This window comes from Vibrio sp. 1401, assembly GCF_033340295.1.
The window spans coordinates 82949-101856 of sequence record NZ_JAWOWF010000015.1 but is presented as its reverse complement, the minus strand read 5'-3'; the positions used below and the strand labels follow the sequence as shown (position 1 = coordinate 101856).

The 18908-nt window shown below is 43.0% G+C and carries 18 protein-coding genes; 10 read left to right on the top strand and 8 right to left on the bottom strand.

Annotated elements, in window-relative coordinates; translation table 11 throughout:
* Positions 1-154: 154 nt before the first annotated feature.
* Positions 155-520 carry a winged helix-turn-helix transcriptional regulator gene (locus R7Z77_RS10275; protein WP_005375456.1) on the top strand — a complete coding sequence of 122 codons (366 nt, stop codon included), beginning with the start codon at positions 155-157 and terminating at the stop codon, positions 518-520.
* Between the two features lie 195 nt (positions 521-715).
* Here the strand turns inward: R7Z77_RS10275 and R7Z77_RS10270 are convergent, their stop codons facing one another.
* Both R7Z77_RS10270 and R7Z77_RS10265 read right to left on the bottom strand, forming a co-directional pair.
* On the bottom strand, positions 716-1399 hold the full coding sequence (locus R7Z77_RS10270; protein WP_064354581.1) for a hypothetical protein: 684 nt from the start codon (positions 1397-1399) through the stop codon (positions 716-718).
* Positions 1400-1910: 511 nt separating this feature from the next.
* Entirely contained in the window at positions 1911-2450 is a 540-nt protein-coding gene (locus R7Z77_RS10265) for a redoxin domain-containing protein (protein WP_005385152.1), read from the bottom strand.
* Positions 2451-3015: 565 nt separating this feature from the next.
* Here R7Z77_RS10265 and R7Z77_RS10260 point away from each other — a divergent pair.
* Complete coding sequence (locus R7Z77_RS10260; RefSeq protein ID WP_064354582.1) at positions 3016-4773, top strand: SgrR family transcriptional regulator; 1758 nt, start codon at positions 3016-3018, stop codon at positions 4771-4773.
* A gap of 9 nt (positions 4774-4782) precedes the next feature.
* Here R7Z77_RS10260 and R7Z77_RS10255 read toward each other — a convergent pair whose 3' ends face one another.
* Positions 4783-5658, bottom strand: coding sequence for a LysR family transcriptional regulator (locus R7Z77_RS10255; RefSeq protein ID WP_064354583.1), 876 nt, complete (start codon positions 5656-5658; stop codon positions 4783-4785).
* A 154-nt stretch (positions 5659-5812) separates the two neighbouring features.
* Between R7Z77_RS10255 and R7Z77_RS10250 the strand changes: the two genes are divergently transcribed.
* The 3 genes from R7Z77_RS10250 (at position 5813) to R7Z77_RS10240 (ending at position 7713) form a co-directional block, all read left to right on the top strand.
* Complete coding sequence (locus R7Z77_RS10250) at positions 5813-6781, top strand: aldo/keto reductase family oxidoreductase (RefSeq protein WP_064354584.1); 969 nt, start codon at positions 5813-5815, stop codon at positions 6779-6781.
* A 9-nt stretch (positions 6782-6790) separates the two neighbouring features.
* Complete coding sequence (locus R7Z77_RS10245) at positions 6791-7177, top strand: GlcG/HbpS family heme-binding protein (protein ID WP_064354585.1); 387 nt, start codon at positions 6791-6793, stop codon at positions 7175-7177.
* 155 nt (positions 7178-7332) lie between these two features.
* Complete coding sequence (locus R7Z77_RS10240) at positions 7333-7713, top strand: hypothetical protein (protein ID WP_005375467.1); 381 nt, start codon at positions 7333-7335, stop codon at positions 7711-7713.
* Between the two features lie 111 nt (positions 7714-7824).
* Here R7Z77_RS10240 and R7Z77_RS10235 read toward each other — a convergent pair whose 3' ends face one another.
* Entirely contained in the window at positions 7825-8157 is a 333-nt protein-coding gene (locus R7Z77_RS10235) for a helix-turn-helix transcriptional regulator (RefSeq protein WP_005375470.1), read from the bottom strand.
* Positions 8158-8298: 141 nt separating this feature from the next.
* Here R7Z77_RS10235 and R7Z77_RS10230 point away from each other — a divergent pair, with 141 nt between their 5' ends.
* The 3 genes from R7Z77_RS10230 (at position 8299) to R7Z77_RS10220 (ending at position 11071) form a co-directional block, all read left to right on the top strand.
* The gene (locus tag R7Z77_RS10230; protein ID WP_005375472.1) at positions 8299-8610 is read left to right on the top strand and encodes a hypothetical protein; all 312 of its coding nucleotides are present in this window, start codon (positions 8299-8301) and stop codon (positions 8608-8610) included.
* A gap of 723 nt (positions 8611-9333) precedes the next feature.
* Positions 9334-10491 carry an amino acid permease gene (locus R7Z77_RS10225; RefSeq protein ID WP_053303777.1) on the top strand — a complete coding sequence of 386 codons (1158 nt, stop codon included), beginning with the start codon at positions 9334-9336 and terminating at the stop codon, positions 10489-10491.
* A 232-nt stretch (positions 10492-10723) separates the two neighbouring features.
* Positions 10724-11071, top strand: a complete 348-nt coding sequence (locus R7Z77_RS10220; RefSeq protein ID WP_080996664.1) for a hypothetical protein — start codon at positions 10724-10726, stop codon at positions 11069-11071.
* Between the two features lie 144 nt (positions 11072-11215).
* Here the strand turns inward: R7Z77_RS10220 and R7Z77_RS10215 are convergent, their stop codons facing one another.
* The 4 genes from R7Z77_RS10215 to R7Z77_RS10200 form a co-directional block, all read right to left on the bottom strand.
* Positions 11216-13087, bottom strand: a complete 1872-nt coding sequence (locus tag R7Z77_RS10215; protein WP_064354586.1) for a methyl-accepting chemotaxis protein — start codon at positions 13085-13087, stop codon at positions 11216-11218.
* Positions 13088-13523: 436 nt separating this feature from the next.
* A complete protein-coding gene (locus tag R7Z77_RS10210) occupies positions 13524-14888 on the bottom strand; it encodes a YjiH family protein (protein ID WP_017635848.1) in 1365 nt (454 codons plus the stop codon).
* Between the two features lie 455 nt (positions 14889-15343).
* A complete protein-coding gene (locus R7Z77_RS10205) occupies positions 15344-16015 on the bottom strand; it encodes a YoaK family protein (protein ID WP_005375484.1) in 672 nt (223 codons plus the stop codon).
* Positions 16016-16168: 153 nt separating this feature from the next.
* Positions 16169-16570, bottom strand: a complete 402-nt coding sequence (locus R7Z77_RS10200; protein WP_017635849.1) for a GFA family protein — start codon at positions 16568-16570, stop codon at positions 16169-16171.
* Between the two features lie 200 nt (positions 16571-16770).
* Here R7Z77_RS10200 and R7Z77_RS10195 point away from each other — a divergent pair, with 200 nt between their 5' ends.
* A complete protein-coding gene (locus R7Z77_RS10195; RefSeq protein WP_017635850.1) occupies positions 16771-17400 on the top strand; it encodes a hypothetical protein in 630 nt (209 codons plus the stop codon).
* Positions 17401-17524: 124 nt separating this feature from the next.
* Positions 17525-18808: a peptidoglycan DD-metalloendopeptidase family protein gene (locus tag R7Z77_RS10190; RefSeq protein WP_025768471.1), complete on the top strand. Its 1284-nt coding sequence runs from the start codon at positions 17525-17527 to the stop codon at positions 18806-18808.
* The last annotated feature ends 100 nt before the right edge of the window (positions 18809-18908 follow it).

Below are 18908 nucleotides of genomic sequence, written 5' to 3'. Positions count from 1 at the left end.
GCATCAGACTCGGCTGCTTAAGCTTCTTGGTGTTCTGTATGAAGCAGTTTATTCCTAAATTGGCTGCGGAATCTCGGTTTTATTACTCTAAAGCACTAAATGTATCTAGCTTACTTTTCGTTACCTAGATTAGGTGCGTATCTTGAGGTGTATTGTGGAAAGCAGAATCAGTGTAGATAGCAAAGGTCGTAAGTCAGTGGCGAACGTATGTGCGGAGCCATGTGCTATCGAGAAAGGGATGCGTCTAATTGGTGGTAAATGGAAAGGTTCTCTGATTTATCATTTGAAAGACGGCCCAGTTCGTTTCAATGACTTAGCACGCATGCTAGGCGGTGCAAGTAAAAAGATGATCGACCAACGCCTTAAAGAGCTAGAAGCGGAAGGTATGGTGGTGCGCAAAGTGATCAGCGACCGCCCAATTGCCGTAAGCTATGAACTAACAGAGTTCGGCCGTACCGCACTTAAGATTCTTGATGATTTGCGAATTTGGTCTGAAAAGCATCAAATTGAGCTTCGTTAAGACCAAAGTAGTTAATCGCAAACGTTACTCTCTTTTGAAAGCTGATTAACAATACATCGCCGTTTATACCCAAGTAACTTAGATGTGCTTCATTTAAATCGTAATTTGTTTCGTAAAACAACGTACTCTTTCGAGTCAGGCATATCGAGGCTACTTGAGAATAATCGTACTTTTTAAGTTTTTGATTTTTAGTTATTATTTTATCATACTTAATAAGTTGTAGAATAAATCACTCACTTCAGTTGAATTTAAAAAAGCACTATTTAATTCCAGTTTCTTTTCAAAATCGGAATATTTATCGAATTCCTCTTTCTCAACTAAACCTATTGGTGATTTGTCGTTAACGTGGTTTTCATATTTTTTGATGGTATATAATTTAGACTTTTCGTCAAAATATTGAATTATCTTAATGTTAACGTCAGGTCTCTCCGTATTATACGTGATCGTAATTTTTTCATAATCTTTATTAATCGGAGTCGTAAGCCCTGTAGGGTAGATGATTTTAAACCCATTAATGTCATTCTTCTTCGTGCTTTTATAATGTTTTGAGTATGAAAAGTTTTCAATTGCACTTTTAGTGACGATAATTGACTCACCTTTCTTTAAACCGTATTCGGTACATTCATAATCGTCGACAACCGTAGAATTTCTTTTCTTTTCAACCAGGTAGGACATGCTTGCAGATGTCCCTCCGTGTTCCAGTTTTTGTTGGTTTACAGAACAATAGAAATGACCTTTGTCCACCGTCATTGCGTTGACTTGTTCCGGATTTGAAATGGTGGGATGTATATCTTTTGCTGGATCGTTGTCGCTTCCTCCTGAACCGCATCCAACTAATCCGATACAAACGGCCATATAAAGCAAAGAGATTTTATTCATACTGTATTTCTCAATTAAGATGTGTGATTGCAAATAACGATTAATTATATTTATATAAAGTGAAAATTTTTATTTTTAATTGAACGGTGTTTTATTGATAATTTAATCGTTTGCTTTTATTTTGTCTCTTACGGTATCTATGTTTTCATTTATGGTATGAATTATTAGAATTGCACAATTGTGAGCTGCAATAGGATAATAATCGCTAGCCAACTACTTGTGTAGATACCGTTATGATTTATATATCCGTTAAGTCTAAGTTTTTAGTCTTAATTTCATGTATTTATCGTGAAAGTGACTTAGAAGTAAATACTTAACGTCGTTTGAGGGGAGCCTGAGCTTCACTGATCTCGTTTTTCATCAAGGCGTTGTATAATGAACAAGGACTCTATTTCCAACTTGTTGATACATATCAGATCTCACGGATCTGATATGCATTCCAAGTTATTCTCACTGAGGCAAGAATCCTAGCTTATTTAAGGATAGAAAGTTTACTTGGGTGTAGAAGATATTAGTAATCCAATGTGCCACGGATAGGGTAGTTATTGTTTGGATCGCGAATCCATGCCAATCCGCGTGATAGCGCGCCAAGCTCAGGGCGAACAAACGGGTTGTTTGAAATATCCACCACGTGTAAGTCGCCGTGTTCATTCACCACAAACAGACCTGGTTCTGCGAAATTATGATCGGTTTCCTGTTCAGATCGAGGAATAGATACATACAAGCCTAGCGTTTTCATTTGTTCTTCGGTCAGGCCGTAAGCGATAGGGAAGCTGATTTCGAGCTTCTCTAGATGCCCCTCTAGCTGTGCTTTTGAATCGCCAGAAACGGCAAGAATATCGACGCCAGCATCAGCGAAAGCCTGTTTGTAACTCTCAAGCTCGTTGAGGTACTTAGTACAAAGAGGGCAGTGTTTACCACGATAAACGAATACTGCTTGCCAAGTCGCATCACCTTGCGGCTGACCCAACGTTACGCTTGAACCATCTAGCAAAGTGGCTTGAAGATGAGGGAAGCTGTCGCCCGCTTTAAGTTTCACTGAAGTTGCCATATTGACTCCCGAATTGGTGGTGTATATCCATGAATGCCCCTTTCTCAACAAAGCGATTGGGGGATGAGACTTCAATGTAGACTCTGTTTTGCGGTGTTTCAACTAGTTAACTTTTAGTAACCTGCAATAAGGTAGTAGAGTGCAAAAGATGAAAAAGCAGAACTTAAGATACAACGAAGTGGGGGTGTAGTATCAGGAGCTAAGTTCTGCTTGAGGTTAGGCTATGACCACTGGAACATATCGTTAAGATAAACCAGAGTCATCACTTCTATTTTATTACTCGATTGAGCTAGGCGTTGCTGAAAAAAGTACGCCATCATTGGCTTCTTCATTTCTTCCTCCTTTACGCTGACGAGTAAATTATGCGTATAAAAGGGGAGATAAAAAAGAGAGTGCTTTTGTTGACTTTATTCCTAATAACGTAAATATCTGGGGCTTTAAAGCCGAATTTGGAGGTTAATTGTGGAAAAGGGGAACAGATAATTAGGAAGTTTTCTTATTTTATTACCGCCAACTTAAGTAAACTATTCCTATCCACAAACTTCACAGATCTAAGGTTGATTCAGTGTCTGATCTCAATTTGTTTCGCTATTACCAACGATTACTCTCGTTTAGTGTTGGTGATGAAACAAAAACCACGTTACAGGACATTGCCGACATCATGTTCACTTCTTCTCGGCATGCTCGTAGCCTGCTAACGCAGATGCAGCAGAAGGCGTGGTTGAGCTGGCACCCGAAAGCTGGGCGGAACCAACGATCGACTCTTATTCTGAATATGGAGTTAGACGTTTTAAAAGAGAGCTTGGCTCTTGAACGTATCAAGCTAGGCAAGTATGAAAAAGCACTGGCGATATTAGATGAAGACGAAATGGCATTTGGCCGTTTGTTAAAAACAACGTCTGGTGCTTCTGTTCAAGAAGGACAGCTCAATATTCAATTAACCTATAAGCGAATGTTTGAGCGCGTCGTTCCACATCAACTTCAGCGTAGCAGCGAACGTTTCTTATTAAGGCAAATCTATTGTTGCTTAGTTTCGAGTGATAACAATGGGAAAGTGCAACCAGAACTCGCACATCACTGGCGTTATGACGAAGACACCTACGAATGGACTTTCTACCTTCGTCCAGGTCTGACTTTTCATAATGGTAATTCCATTGATGCAGAAACAGTGGTTAGCTTGTTTGCAAAGTTGAGTTCATTACAGTACTACGAAAAAGAGTTGGCACATGTTGCTAACATTACTGCGCCAACGCCATTGAAAGTTGTTTTTAAGCTTAATCGAGCTGACTTGGGCTTTGCTGGACTTATTTCTGGTGTGAAATACGGCATTCAACCAGTAAGCCAAGTTAACGTAGCGAATAACAAGCTGGTGGTCGGAAGTGGCCCATTCTCTGTTGTCGAGCACAATGAAAGTCGTTTAAAACTGCAAGCATTTAATGGTTACTATGCATGTAGAGTTCTAACGGATTTGGTGACTATCTGGATTGTTAATGACGAGCAAATGGAGAACCCGTCATTGGCAGCAAATACGTTGCAAAGGGATACTTCGCCCGAGGAGGATTTGTGTGGACACTATATGTCGACGCAAAACCGAGAAAACTCATCGGCGAGCAAGCGTAGTCGAATAGAAGATGGTTGCTTATTCGCCTTATTTAATCAGCACGCTAAGCACAAACTCTCTTTAGCGCAGCGCCGTTATATTAGTGAGCTAATTCAACCTGAGCGCTTGGCCGAAGTGATGCGCCGCGAGAATATTGTATTTGGGAGTATACCCGCTTATAACCTGCTACCAGGTTGGAAGCCAGTGCTCCGTCCGTTCAGTGAGCCGCTTAAGTTACCTAAACACATTACGATAGCAGGATATAACTATACCGCGTTGCGTCGCTGTGCGCGGGCTATTTCTAATCGTTTGGCGAGTGTTGGCAGTAAAGTAGAAATTGTTATGTATTCCTACCGTGAGCTGAACGAGAAGGCTAAGAACGGTGAGCTAAATGAGACAATGGTCGTAACGAACATAAACCTAGATGATAATCGTCATGCCTCTGCGTTCACGAACTTCTTCAGCAACGCTGTGCTATTCCACACTTTGGGAGAAAAGAACGCAAAATGGTTAGATGAACAACTACAGAGAGTCAGATCTTTCGTTCCACTTGAGGATTACCTTAATGCATTGGAGCCAATTGCATCGACGTTGATCAGCGAGTATTGGATTGCACCCATGTTCCACCATACACAAACTTTGCGTTTCCAAGGTGTTTTAGAAGACGTCGCTCTTACTAACTGGGGTTGGCCAGATATTCGCTCGGTGTGGTCGGCGGATTAACTGCTTTAGTTATTGAGCAAAGTGCTGCTTCACAAATTCAATGAAGGCTCTGGTTTTCGCCGATTGATAGATAAGTTGTGGGTACACCAAGTAAACCGCGTTGTGCTGGTGGTCAGTTTCTTCCGATAGAACCTGCACTAGACAGCCGTGCTCAACGTCTTGTTCGACAAAGTAACTTGCTAACCGAGCAATGCCATTGCCAGACAGGGCTGATTCTTTGAGTAAGCGGTTTTCATTGCTTGAAAGCCAACCTTGGGTTTGAACTGTTCCCGTTTTTAACGGCCACTCTTTTTGATGCAGTGTGGTTAAGCATTGATGCTGTTTTAAATCCGCTAACGTCTCTGGCGTACCTTCTTCTTGCAGATACAGAGGTGAGGCAACCAGCCAGTGGTGGTAGTCCAAAAGGTGATGCGCAATCATATTCTCGGGCGGCGTTCTTGTTGCTCGAAACGCAAAGTCGACGCTGGTTTCCGTCAGATTAAACGCTTGATAGCTAGAAAGAATCTCGAACTCTACGTTTGGATGTAAAGCGCGAAACGCCACACACAAATCATGCAGCACCGCTTCGGCAAACATCTTGGGAGCAGTAAGACGAATCAGACCGTCTACTTGCTCAGATTGCTGACTTAAACTCTTTTCCATTTCCATTACGCGGCGTTTGAGATCTTCCGCTTGTGCAAAGATCGATTCACCTTCTGCCGTCAATCTCACGCTGCGTGTGGTTCGAACAATCAAAGGCGTGGCGAGTTCCGATTCCAATCGCTTGATTTGTTCCGACAGGTAACTTTTAGAGATACCAAGTTGCTCTGCTGCTCTAGAAAAGTTGAGTGTTTGAGCCACTTCAGCAAACAGCATCAGTTTTTCGATTCTCTTATAATCTGCCATCTTGATTGCTCGTCTTTATTGTTCGCTTTAATTGTTCGGTAGCGAGGATAATGAATTCGATTTTACGGTATTAAACTAATTTTTACGAACGGTAAGATGGTTAGAGTTAACTTAAGAAATTGAAGATGCAGAAATCGGAAAAGTGAGAATAACGATGAACAATCCAACACTACCGCTCGCCAAAACCTTACCTAACGTTAGCCGCTTGGTCTTCGGCTGTATGGGACTTGGAGGGGAGTGGAATCGCAACCCATTAACCGCCCAAGATGAAAACCAAGCTTATGCCGCTGTCGAGGCTGCATTAGAGGTTGGCATCAATCTCTTTGATCATGCGGATATCTACAAATTCGGTAAGGCAGAAGAAGTGTTTGGGTGCATCTTAGCCAATGACTCAACCTTACGAGAGCGAATTTATCTGCAATCCAAGTGCGGCATCCGTCTAGGAGATGAGCAAGGTGTTAAGCAGTATGACTTCTCTGCCAAATGGGTGACGGCTTCTGTTGAGGGCATTCTTGAGCGCCTTGGCGTGGAAAACCTTGATGTTTTGATGCTGCATCGTCCTGATCCTCTGGTTGAATTTGAAGAACTGGGCACAGCGCTCCAAGCACTGAAACAAGCTGGCAAAGTTAACCACTTCGGTGTTTCTAACATGAACAGTGCTCAAATTGATCTTCTTCAACAAGCAACGGGCGAAATTGTTGTGGCGAACCAGTTGGAAATGAGTCTGGCTAAGTCTGACTTTATCAAGCAAGGCATGGGGCTTCCTTCGTCGGCATCTGACTACGTTGCGGGAACATTGGAACATGCCCGTAAGCATAATATCCAACTGCAAGCGTGGGGCAGTATGGCGCAAGGAAGATTCTCAGAGCGAGGCTTACATTCTGATGATCACAACACCAGGCAGACGGCGGAGATGGTGATGGCGCTAGCAGCTGAATATGGCGTGTCGTCTGAGGCGATTGTTTTAGCCTTCTTGACGCGTCATCCAAACCAAATTCAGCCTGTTATTGGTACTGCAAACCCACAGCGTATTCGCGCTTGTGCTCAAGTAGAGAACGTCACGTTATCACGTAGCCATTGGTATGGCTTGTTCGAGAAAACCCTTGGTCATGAGATCCCGTAGGAGAGAAAAATGAAATACGTACAAGTTCAAACTCTAATTCAAACGGCATTGGAAATTGCGACTGCTCGCAAGCAAAACATTGCGGTTGCCGTGGTTGATACACATGGAGAATTGCTCGGTTTTACCCGAATGGATGATGTGAGTGTGCAAGCAGGTTTATTGGCACAGAACAAAGCTTACACCTCGGCTAGAGACCGTCAGCCTAGCGGCAATCTGGGTGCTTGGGCTCGTGAGACGGGTAAGCAGTTGAGTTATTGGACTGACCCGAAGATCACAGGCTTTATGGGTGGTGTGCCTATAGAACAAGAGGGGAAAATCGTCGGTGCAATTGGCATTAGCGGTTTGGCTGAGCAAGATGATGAAGCACTTGCGATGGAAGTATTAAACGCGCGTTGAGTATAATGTTTATCAGTAGGTGTGATGCTTTGTCCAGCTTTGTACTCCAAGTTCACAGGCTTCGTCGAGTCACAAAGCTATCTAATAGCCTGAAGTAAGCAGAAGTTGAAATCGCGAACTATGATTAATTTATTTGAAAGCTTTGAGGCCTAAATATGTTTCATAAGGTATTCGTTTCGCTATTTTTTGTTCTCCTCTCAGGCTGTGGTACGAGTGACAGCGCGTTAAAAGAGAGCGGTTATGATGAAGCTTATATCCAAGGCTTTCATGACGGTCGGCATAGTGGTATGCAAGAGGCAGGGAATGATTTTGAACACTATATTAAGGACGAAACAAGGTATCAAACCGACTCAGATTATCGACAAGGCTGGGATGCTGGTGAGGTAGAGGGTAACAAGTTACAAAAGCAGGCGACCGCGATAGGACAAGGCATGATTGATAATTCATATGAAGAACGTGATGTCTTTGATCCTGATAAAGTGGCGAAAGATGCAATAAAAGGCGTTGATACATCGGAATTGAAAAGCCTAGAGTAACGGACTGATATAAAGAATAAAGCTCGTCATTTGACGAGTTTTATTCTTGTCTAAACGATTCATGTTTCAACGCTCAACAGGGCATTCATCGTTTGGGTATGAGTAATGTCGTTAATCACCTTTCTTGTTCTTTTGTTCAAGGATTAACGATAACAGGCGAACGAGCAGGGACTGAGCTTCCGGTGAGAGCAATCGCGCCACGGCCGTTAAGTCATTTGCTGTGACATGCTGAACATCACGTACATCTAAAGCAATATCTAGGTCAGTCAAATGAAGCGAACGCAATATGGCACGATATTGTGAGAGTTTAAGATCGGACTCTCCGCGCTCGATCCTTTGATATGTTTTTACGCTCATTCCAGCGATGTTTGCCATTTGCTCACGGGAGAGGCCATTCGATTTTCGTCTTGCGATCAGTGCTTGAATTATAGGGTCTACCTGCATGTGCTCTCCTGAAAGGACAGTTTTGACCTAAACGGAGCAAGAAGTGGACCAGTTTAACCACTACATATTTACCTGCTTTGCAATCAGTATAAAAATAACTGTCTTATAAAAACGTAAATATTTTAGTCAGTTATTAACTCAATGGAAAAGTATCAATCATACAAATCAATAGAAACGAAAGCTTCTATTCGCAAAATGCAACGCATTTTAGATCATTTATTTAGTGAAATTGATCAGCAACATCGTGAGACTAAAGAGAATGTTGTGACACTGATTCAACAGTCACAACAGCGATTGATGAACTACAAAGAGCTTTACCTTCACAAAGAATCGATAAGTGAAGTAGAGCTGCGGATGGCGCATGAAAACATGAGTGAGACTGAGAAGCAGGTCGCCGATATGGGTATTCCAGTGTTAACTTATATCATTGGCGCGCTAGATAAAGCGTATTAACACAATCGTAAAGTCGGGCGATACAAGATTTATGCAATTTCGATCAATTGATGACATCTAAAAGAAAGGATGCAAATGCTGGGGAACCACACCCAGCATTCGGACACTCATTTACCTATATTTTCGAACCGTAAATCAGTGTTTAGAGGTATGTGAACCGAACAGTGTCGGTACGCAGCGAATAATAGCGATATTGTCCGATCTAGGCTACGTCCTTGGAATCTAACACCTTCACTTAAACTGTAAATTAATCTGTACACCCAGCCAAATTGAGCCATTGAGCACGTTCTTCCTTCTCTTTTAGCGATAAAAGACTAATTAGTGACGAAAAAAACAACACATCTTAGGTAAAAGATAAGAGTTGTTAAAATATATCGCTATAAGATTGACCTTTTGCTTTTCAATCGTCCTGCTTATGCCTTACAATCTTTTCGAACCAAATCCATTCATAACGAATGGGGTTGATGAATTAAGATGAACAATTTTGCTTCGAACCCAAAGTTGCGCACATTTCATCAGCGATGACATCGCCAAAAATGACTCTCAAGTGTTCATGTGCAAATGATTAACCACCTTTTGTTGCATGTTTTCTTAGCCATACAGGGCTCTTGTAACATAGTGCTCTTGTAACCAAATTTTGACTAAGTCGGAGCGTTTTGTTGTGTGCTTTAGATAAAGCACAACTGGCGAGAAATTAACGGATTGAATTTAGAGGTATTAACCGTGAACCTAAAACTTGTCGGCAGCTCCCTGATCGTTGCAGGTACTGCTCTTGGCGCTGGTATGCTTGCTATACCAATGGTGCTTGCTCAATTTGGCCTCCTTTGGGGCACTCTTCTTATGTTGTTCATCTGGGCTGGAACGACTTATGCTGCGCTGCTCCTTCTTGAAGCCAGTTGTAAAGTAGGTGGTGGTGTGAGCATGAATGCAATTGCTCGCGAAACGCTTGGTAAAGGAGGCCAGTTGGTAACCAACAGCTTGCTTTACGCCCTGTTAGTTTGTCTATTAATGGCTTACATCATTGGTGCGGGTGATCTCGTACAAAAAGTAACAGCCTCATTTGGGCTTCCAACATCTACGATCTCAAGCCAAGTCGGTTTTACTCTTTTAGTTGGTATCATTGTTTCGGCAGGTACAGGGGTAGTAGATAAGCTGAATCGCGGTTTGTTCCTAGGCATGATCGTAGCGCTGATCCTGACACTTTTTGCGCTTGCACCAAGCGTCTCGTTTGAAGGACTTGATGAGGTTGTGAGCGACGATAAAATGGCACTTATCAAAACCAGTTCGGTGCTTTTCACCAGTTTCGGTTTTATGGTCGTGATCCCATCGCTTGTAACTTACAACAAAGAAGCGAGTAAAACACAGCTGCGTAATATGATTATCGTGGGCTCAACTATTCCGCTTGTTTGTTACCTATTATGGTTGTTAGCGGTTGTCGGCAATCTACCACCTCATGAGCTTGTTCAATACTCCAACGTAACAGAGTTGATCTCGGTACTAGGTCAGCAATACGAGGGCTTAGAGTTCATCCTATCCATGTTTACTGGTTTGGCACTACTAACGTCGTTCTTAGGTGTTGCAATGGCGCTATACGATCAAAATGCAGACCTACTGAAAGCAAGTAAGCCAGTGATTTTTGTTACTACTTTTGTGCTACCACTATTAGGTGCTGTATTTGCGCCAGAACACTTCCTAGCTATTCTCAGCTACGCGGGGATTATTCTTGTGTTTCTCGCGGTCTTTGTCCCATTATCAATGACCATGAAAGTGCGCCGAGTGCCGGTAGAAGATGACAATATTTATGAAGCTGGTGGCGGCGCAATGGGAATGAGCATGATCTTCCTATTCGGCTGTTTCTTGCTGTTTGCCCAAGCAGTATAAAACCACGCTAGCTTATTTAAAAACTGAGTCGCTCGTATTCAAACGGGCGGCTTTTTTGTATTCATAGCCGAACCCAGGCCACTCAAAGTCATCAGCATTTGTGATGTTTGACGTTTCTCTGATAATCACGGTTAGCGCTGACTTTTTAGTAAAACTCCTTAGCGAAAGGCTGACATGTACAGTGATTCACCCTCCTATTATATCAATGTTGATATGAATAAGAGGCTCTGTTGTGTCAAAGCAATTATCTTTTGCCATGGTTGGCGTTATGTTGTCTTTAGGTGTGTTGAGTACAGAAGCGGTGGCTGACCCGAAGCATAAGCATGGACATCGGTACGGGTACGATCACCATCATGCGCATCACCACCATCATAAACACAAGCGCAAGCACAAGCATAAACACAAACATCGTGACGTTATTTATGTGGAGACCAGACGACCAAGGCGCAGTTACTATTACCATGACCGAATTCCTCGGAATAGTACCTACATAAAGATTGGAGATTTCACTTATCTAAAAGTGGACGACCGCTATTATCGTCGTTCTAATGATCGCTATATCCATGTCGAGCTCAATTAAACTTGAAAGGACACATAGTCGGCGTTCTTGTAATGTTGAGCTTAATAGCACCAACATGGCACATGTAACATCGACCAACACTAGGGTAGAGGGTTAAAAACAAAAACAGCGAGCCGGTGCTCGCTGTTTTTGCTTAAATGAGTGTTAGACAGTAAATCTATTTAAGATTTGATCTTGTTTATGTACATCTTCTTGTTGCGCCTGCATCGCGTCGTTGGTTCGATTTGCCGATTCGGCGACTTGAGTCGATAGGTCTTTAATATTCACCGTATTGTTGTTGATCTCTTCAGCGACGAGGCTTTGCTCTTCCGCTGCTGAGGCAATTTGCAAGTTCATATCGGAAATACGCTGAATCGCATCACGAATGCGTTGTAACGCACTATTTGCTAAACCCGCTTTTTCAACGGCCTCTATAGCACTACCTTTGCTTTGATGCATGGCATTTGCCACAGATGAAGCGCCAGATTGTAGTTGCTCAATCATAGTACGAATCTCTGTTGTCGACTCTTGAGTACGTTGTGCCAGTGTACGTACTTCATCTGCAACAACGGCGAAGCCTCGGCCAGATTCTCCCGCACGTGCAGCCTCGATTGCGGCATTCAACGCGAGTAAGTTTGTTTGGTCCGCAATATCGTTGATGACTTTTAGAATCGTTTCGATATTGGCGGTAGCAGATTCCAACACTTGTACTTCTTCGACTGCAAGGTCAATGCTATCGGAAAGCATGTTTATCGTTTGTGTCGATTCACCAACGATAGAAGACCCCTCAACCGTTGCTTGGTCGGCTTCTTTAGCTGCACTTGCCGCACCTTGCGCATTATTAGCAACCTCTGTCGCGGTGACAGACATCTCATGCATCGCGGTAGCAAGTTGTTCTAGCTCTTGCAGCTGAGTGTGAATTGCGCCTGCCGAGTCTTTTGCGCCCTCAGCGGTGATTTGAGTTCCGTTTAAAATTTGATCAGAAATACGTTTCGACTCAATGATTTGCTGTTGTAAGTTCTCCATGAACGTATTGAAGTTTGTGGCAAGCTCAGAAAACTCTTGGTCAGTATCTGTTTCGAGGCGTTGTGTAAGGTCGCCTTTCCCTGATGCTACATCTTTAATCGCATTGTTTAGCGTGTCCAAAGGACGCATGAGAGTGCGAATCAACAGAGTTAGGGCGATAATAGATGCAATCACGGCAATGATTGAATAAATAATAGCGTTGTTACGAAGCTCTCCTACGGCAGAATAGGCAACAGCTTCATCGATCACCGAACCTACGTACCAGTTCTCGCCAGGAATGTGAGTCAGGTTAACCATGTAGCGGTTGCCATCAATCTCAACATGTTGTGCTGATTGCGTAAGTTCGATTTGCGGGAGGTAGCTACCGACCTTCTCGCCGTTATACTTACTTTGAGGGTGAGCAATAGTTGTGCCATCAGCGGTGATCAGAAATAAGTAACCAGCATCAAACAGATTCACTTGGTTGACCAGATCAGAAAGGGTAGTTAATTCGAGGTCATAAAACATACCGGCTAAAAACTGGCCATTTTCTTTTACTGGCGTACCAACAGAGATGATAACGTTTTTCGAAGACGCATCGACGTACGGATCGGTTACGACCAAATCGCCTTTGCTCTTAGCTGCAATAAACCAAGGACGCCGACGTGGGTCGTAGTCTGGACCCGCATCCCAGCCGTCGTCATTTTCAATCACAAAGCCATTACTTTCATAACCAAAACCGATGGCAAGGAAGCTGCTTTTTGGCGTCGGTCTTTCAAGTATGTTTTGAACATAGCTATGTGAACTGGGATCAAGCTCAATCACTTCAGTAATGGAGCGAGCGAGATCCTTCTTTGCATTCATTTCTGATTGCACAGTGTTACCAACACTGGTCAATATCTCGTTTACACTTGAGTCGATTTGCTCCTGAGTTTGGGAGCGGATGGTCATAACTTGTTGTGTCGACAATAACGACACGGTAATTAGCAGCAAAAATGAAGAGGCTGTGACAACCTTATGTCTGAATTTCATGAGCTTTCCTCTGATTCTCCCGGTTGGTTCCACTTTGCTTTCGCCTCTTTTAAACCGAGCGAATTGGGCATAAAGAGAAACCTATTGTGTTTGGTTATATTTTTATCGACATCTTTGTCAAAAACATGAACTCATTTGTCGTCTTTTTTAACTAAATTTAAACAAACCGACAATTTACGTTAAAACTTGTGAGTGTGATCATGTTTGCGAGCTCGATTAGTGAAATTGTCATAATGAAAAGAATTGCTTAACAAACAGTGGCATTAACTGGCTTTACAGGTGAGGTGATGAAAATTTTGTTGGTGCTGAAAGGTGTTTTGTTGAAGTTTTGTCTTTGTAAATTATGAGCTTTTTACTAAAAGCCTAATGTGGACGGAGTTTTAGGTATAAAAAAGGCCCCGACGATGCGGAGCCTTTGTTAATTGACGTCTCGATTTTAGAAAATAAGATGAGCAACGCCAGCAATCACAGGTAACGTGATTAACGTACGTAAAATGAAAATTACGAAGAGCTCTACAATGTTTACTGGAATTTTGCTGCCTAACAGTAGGGCACCTACTTCCGACATGTAGATAAGCTGAGTTACTGACATTGCTGCAATAACAAAACGTGTCATTTCGTTATCGATTGAGGCCGCTAAAATTGCTGGAATAAACATATCTGCAAAGCCAACAACTATTGTCTGTGATGCTGCAACAGCTTCAGGGACTTGCAGTAGCTCTAGGTATGGGATAAACGGTTGACCCAGAATTGCAAATACAGGCGTGTATTCTGCAATCACCAATGCGACGGTACCAAGACCCATAACTACAGGTAGTACGCCAAATACCATGTCGACTGCGTTGTGTACGCCTTCTTTAAATACAGACTGAACCGATGTGACTTGACCAGCACGCTTAAGAGCTAGATCCATACCCCAAGAGAATGTGGTGTGGCCTTCTGGCACTGCATCTGCGTCTTTATCTGGGTTGCTGCCGTCAATGTAGCGATCTTTCTTCAGACTAAGCGGAGGCAGGCGAGGAATGATAATCGCAGCTACGATACCAGCTAGACAGATAGCGCCGTAGAAAGGCAAAAATAAGTGCTCTAGTTTTACCTGAGCGATAACAACTAAGCTAAACGTGATCGATACTGCTGAGAAAGTGGTCCCGACAACAGCCGCTTCACGCTGAGTATAGAACTTATTTTCGTATTGCTTGCTGGTTAGCAAGATACCAACACTTCCGTCGCCTAACCAAGATGCCATACAGTCAATTGCACTGCGGCCAGGTAGGTTGAATACCGGACGCATTATTTTACTGAGTAACGCACCAAATAGCTCCAGAAGACCGAAGTTCAAAAGAAGCGGAAGCAGTAAACCCGCGAAAATGAAAACGGCAAACAGAGTAGGTAGGAGACCAGTAAGAACAAGCCCGCCAGTGTTTTCTTCCCAAATTGCTTTTGGACCCACTTGGAAAAACGTCATTAACACGGCAGCGCCGCCGATTAAACGAACAACGAGCCAAAGTGGAGATGGGTTGAAGAGACCGTTTAAAAAACCATTACGTAAAATTGCAGCTGGCTTAAAAATTTTGCAAAGAACAGAAGCAACGGCCATGAAAGCGATGATACTGGTGACGATAGCAATCAAGGTATCGCCTAACACCGCTGGGATGACTTTTGCCATCACGGCAACGGGAATGGTTAGGCCACCATCGTAAGAGATCGGAGCCATAAAGAGTAGAAGACCAATTAGGGAAGGGATGAAAAACATCCAAAAGTTGCCCTTAGGAGCTTCAGTAGCATTAGTGGTGTTATGCATAGTTGTCTCGTGTTACTACTAGTCAATACTTGCCATTTCCATGACATAAATATTCACTAAACATCCGTATTTAATCACAGTTTTGCGGAGGGTACCCGCAAACTGCATCCATTGCAATACTATTCATTAAATACATCTAGTTATTCAGCCGATTTGTCGGGTAATTGGTCAAATAACGTCTAAGTGTATGCGAATATGTTGCTTGTGTTAGAAAATTGTAGCACGAGGGGCGAATTGCGCAGTGAATTATGGGGCGCATTGTGACTGGAATAATAAAATGGTAAACAAATGTGATTTTGATCTAACTAACTTCTTTGCCAGAAATTCAGTTAGCCTTATCTATTCTAAGGTTTTTAGTGGTGTCAAAATACCGTTCAGCGTTTCTTGTACCGTTGCAGTGTGAACCTATTGAGCCAAATCCGATTGAAGTATGTCGCTTCAATCGGATCGAAATTTTATGCTTTTTGTTGACGGCTAAGTATGTATAGGTAACTCCAGTAAATCAGAGCTGTAGAAAAAGCCAATATTGCTGGGAAAACCAGCGTATATAAACCATATACCGTAAATAGAGCCGCTCCCGCGACGCCGCCAAACAAAAAGCCAAAGAAAATGAATAGGAATAATTTTGCTTTACGTCGGTCAAATTGACGACCTCTCAAGCTCTCTCCAATCATAATCCCTAGATCGGTGATGATTCCGGTCATATGTGTGGTTCTGACTACTGCGCCGCTAAACGTGGTGATCATTGCGTTTTGTAATCCACATGCTGCTGATGCTAGATATTGGCCGTACAAATCCCCTTGCACCAAAAAGCCCAAGCTGAGTAAGAGCAAGCTCCCTTCTATGCACAGTGCAACACCATATCTTCGCCCTAGTTTTAACGCACTGCTTTCAATAAAAAAGCCGCTAAAGGCAGCGCCAATCAAAAAGCTAAATACGATGAAGAGCAGGTGAATGGAGCTATCCACACCTGTTAGCAAGCTGTTCCCTAGCTGAGTTACGGTTCCCGAAAGATGAGTTATCGCTTGGTGTTGAAAGCCGAGAAGACCAACGGCGTTGACGCAGCCCGCGAGAAGAGCTAGTAGAAACGCGCCATATTCCACCCAACGAGGAAGTCTGGAAATCACAATAAACCCCAACCAAATATTAGGAGCCGATTATAACGCTCACACCGAGTTACGAAACCCTTTACAGTAAAACTCGATTGATCATTCTCAAAAAAATCTCACTTATAGGTCGTTTGTCCGAGCCAAAGTAAATACGTGAACGCGGATTGCTCGCTAGCAGATGTGTTCCGTTGTGCATTCGAAACTCACCCACCCGTGTTTCATTTGTTCATAGACTGAAACGGTAGGTTGGTGGAACTCTTTATCGGTAAATAGACCGACGGGAATGATCATGATTTCCGGGTATGCAGAAACGAACAACCTCATTGTCGTGCCGCAGGATGGACAAAAGTCATACTGAACCTCACTGCCATCATCGCCAATTCGGGTATAGCTAGTGACTTCACCGTTTAAAGTGACGTGCTCTTTTTCAAAGCGAGCTTGTACCCCAAAAACACTGCCAGTTCGTTTTTGGCATTCGAAGCAATGGCAGACAGACGTGTGGGTGGGCTCTCCCTTACAACGGATCTCAACTAAACCGCAGGCGCACTCGCATGTATGAATGGTTTTTGTCATCGTGATTACCTATTTGTCCCAATACACCAATAGACCTAGAGCACAGAGCTTATGTCACTGGCTCGTTATGAGCTCTGGACTTGAAACTATTTGGATACAATCAGTTTAGTTTAATTTTGAAACACTTGAAGAGGTGAAATCATTTGGGTATACAATGGTATACTCGCTTTTCGTTTATACCTTTAAACAAGGAAGTCTTCATGACTCACAAAAAAATCCTGCCGATACCACTTATTCTACTTATTCCAATCGTTTTATTAGTTGTGGTTGTGATCGCAGGTGTTTATCGTTTTAGTTTGTCTGATGACGAGATCATGGCTAAGTTTCCTCAAACAGAAGTAGAAACTAACGTTATTGTGCAAGAGACGCTTGGCATCACTGCACGTAACCCTTGGACGATCCAAGTACCCGAGCAGGGTGCGGTCACTTTTCTTGATGAGTGGGATAAAGAAAACGGCTATTTGATCGGTGACTATGATGCAGGTGCGACAAAAGGTCAGGTACTTGTCCCAACTGCGTCGATTAGTCAGCGTGAGATTGAAGGTGTTTCATGGGTTGTTGCACCGATGATTGTAACGACACAAGGTAGCGGTTCGTTTAACTATGTTGGCTTGTTCAAGTTTGACCCCGTGCCGAGCCGAGTTGTACTTTTAGACAGTATTTTTGTTGGTGACCGCGTGAAATTTACTCAGCTCGAATGGAAAAGTGATACAACTATCACGCTTTCATATTTAGCGCACGGTGACGATCAAGCAATGGCAGACACGCCAAATCAATTCAATTCATCCACATTACAGCGTGTAGGGAATAACTTACATATGCAACAGTGATGAATTTTTTTTGAGTTCTGTAAAAATTCAGTATTTTCTGCGCTAGATCTCGAAATTTCCTAGTGATTTCTTATTCGGGAATGCATAAGCTATGAGCCTTGTTTGAAAGGAGATAGTAATTCCCGTGTCTACAAATGAAATTACAAGACGGTTGCCGAATCTGACAAGTCGTAGAGCGCTGCTGTTATACTCCTTGCCAGTTTTAGTTGCGATTGGTGTTTCTCACTCTCTCAAAGAGTCATCTTTAACCAAAACCATCGCATTGAACCTACCTGAATCTCAGGTCGTTGAAAAAATTCTTGATGCGACAACTGCCGAAGTTGTCACTCCCCCGAACTTCGAATATCAAATCCAAGCAGGTGACAACCTAAGCACTATTTTTAGTCAGCTCGGTTTCGGTTACAGCTCGTTAATGAAAGTAATGGAAACGGATTTGAACTACTTGGCACTTGATACACTTAAGCCGGGCAATACGCTCCGTTTCTGGCGTGATGATGCGACAGGCGAGTTAGCGAAAATGGAACTGCAATTTTCTATTGCAGATAAAGTGGTCTACAAGCTGAATAGTGATGGTAGCTATGACTTTACTGATATTTCCATTCCTGGCGTGTGGAGCCAAGAACCTTTAGTTGGCGTTATTCAAGGCAGTTTTTCTTCTTCTGCGAGTCGTTTAGGTTTAACGTCGGCGGAAGTGAGTCAAGTCGTAAGCTTACTCAAAGAGCAACTTAACTTTGGACGTGATCTTCGTGCAGGTGATCGATTTGAAGTTGTTCGTCGCTCACAAAGCATCAATGGTGTACCAACAGGTAAGAACGAAATTGAGGCGATTAAGATTTATAATCGCGGCCGCGAGATCACCGCTTACCTTCATACTGATGGTCAATTCTACAATGCCAAAGGTGAAAGCTTACAGCGCGCATTCCAGCGTTACCCTGTAAGTAGTCGTTGGCGTATCAGTTCTGGCTTCAACCCTAATCGTTTACATCCAGTAACGGGGCGTGTTGCGCCGCACAACGGCACTGACTTTGCTGTACCAACCGGTACACCAGTCGTTTCTACTGGTGATGGTACAGTGATCATGACTCGTAAACACCCTTATGCGGGTAACTACGTGGTTGTTGAGCACGGCAGCAAATACAAAACCCGTTACTTACACCTAAGTAAGATTTTGGTGAAGAAAGGGCAAAAGGTTTCTCGAGGCCAGCGTATCGGTCTTTCTGGTAAAACAGGTCGAGTGACTGGGCCACACCTTCACTATGAGTTGATTGAATACGGCCGTCCAGTTAACGCTATGCGAGCAAATATCCCAATGGCGAGTTCTGTTCCTAAGAAAGAGATGGCTACTTTTGTCGCGAACAGAGATGAAATGGATAGACTATTACGCGATAAAGAGAAAGCAGTGCTGTAATAAAGTACTTCGCTCAAAAAACAAAAAGAGACTAAGCATAGCTTGGTCTCTTTTACTTTGTGCATTAACTAGATTTGAATTCTATGACAGCAGTCTGTTC

Bases quoted from the DNA above. Each gene is read 5' to 3' on its own strand.
- R7Z77_RS10250 (WP_064354584.1), top strand. From the start codon at position 5,813: ATGAACAATCCAACACTACCGCTCGCCAAAACCTTACCTAACGTTAGC.
- R7Z77_RS10230 (WP_005375472.1), top strand. From the start codon at position 8,299: ATGGAAAAGTATCAATCATACAAATCAATAGAAACGAAAGCTTCTATT.
- R7Z77_RS10235 (WP_005375470.1), bottom strand. From the start codon at position 8,157: ATGCAGGTAGACCCTATAATTCAAGCACTGATCGCAAGACGAAAATCG.
- R7Z77_RS10210 (WP_017635848.1), bottom strand. From the start codon at position 14,888: ATGCATAACACCACTAATGCTACTGAAGCTCCTAAGGGCAACTTTTGG.
- R7Z77_RS10200 (WP_017635849.1), bottom strand. From the start codon at position 16,570: ATGACAAAAACCATTCATACATGCGAGTGCGCCTGCGGTTTAGTTGAG.
- R7Z77_RS10265 (WP_005385152.1), bottom strand. From the start codon at position 2,450: ATGGCAACTTCAGTGAAACTTAAAGCGGGCGACAGCTTCCCTCATCTT.
- R7Z77_RS10195 (WP_017635850.1), top strand. From the start codon at position 16,771: ATGACTCACAAAAAAATCCTGCCGATACCACTTATTCTACTTATTCCA.
- R7Z77_RS10245 (WP_064354585.1), top strand. From the start codon at position 6,791: ATGAAATACGTACAAGTTCAAACTCTAATTCAAACGGCATTGGAAATT.
- R7Z77_RS10255 (WP_064354583.1), bottom strand. From the start codon at position 5,658: ATGGCAGATTATAAGAGAATCGAAAAACTGATGCTGTTTGCTGAAGTG.
- R7Z77_RS10270 (WP_064354581.1), bottom strand. From the start codon at position 1,399: ATGAATAAAATCTCTTTGCTTTATATGGCCGTTTGTATCGGATTAGTT.
- R7Z77_RS10240 (WP_005375467.1), top strand. From the start codon at position 7,333: ATGTTTCATAAGGTATTCGTTTCGCTATTTTTTGTTCTCCTCTCAGGC.
- R7Z77_RS10215 (WP_064354586.1), bottom strand. From the start codon at position 13,087: ATGAAATTCAGACATAAGGTTGTCACAGCCTCTTCATTTTTGCTGCTA.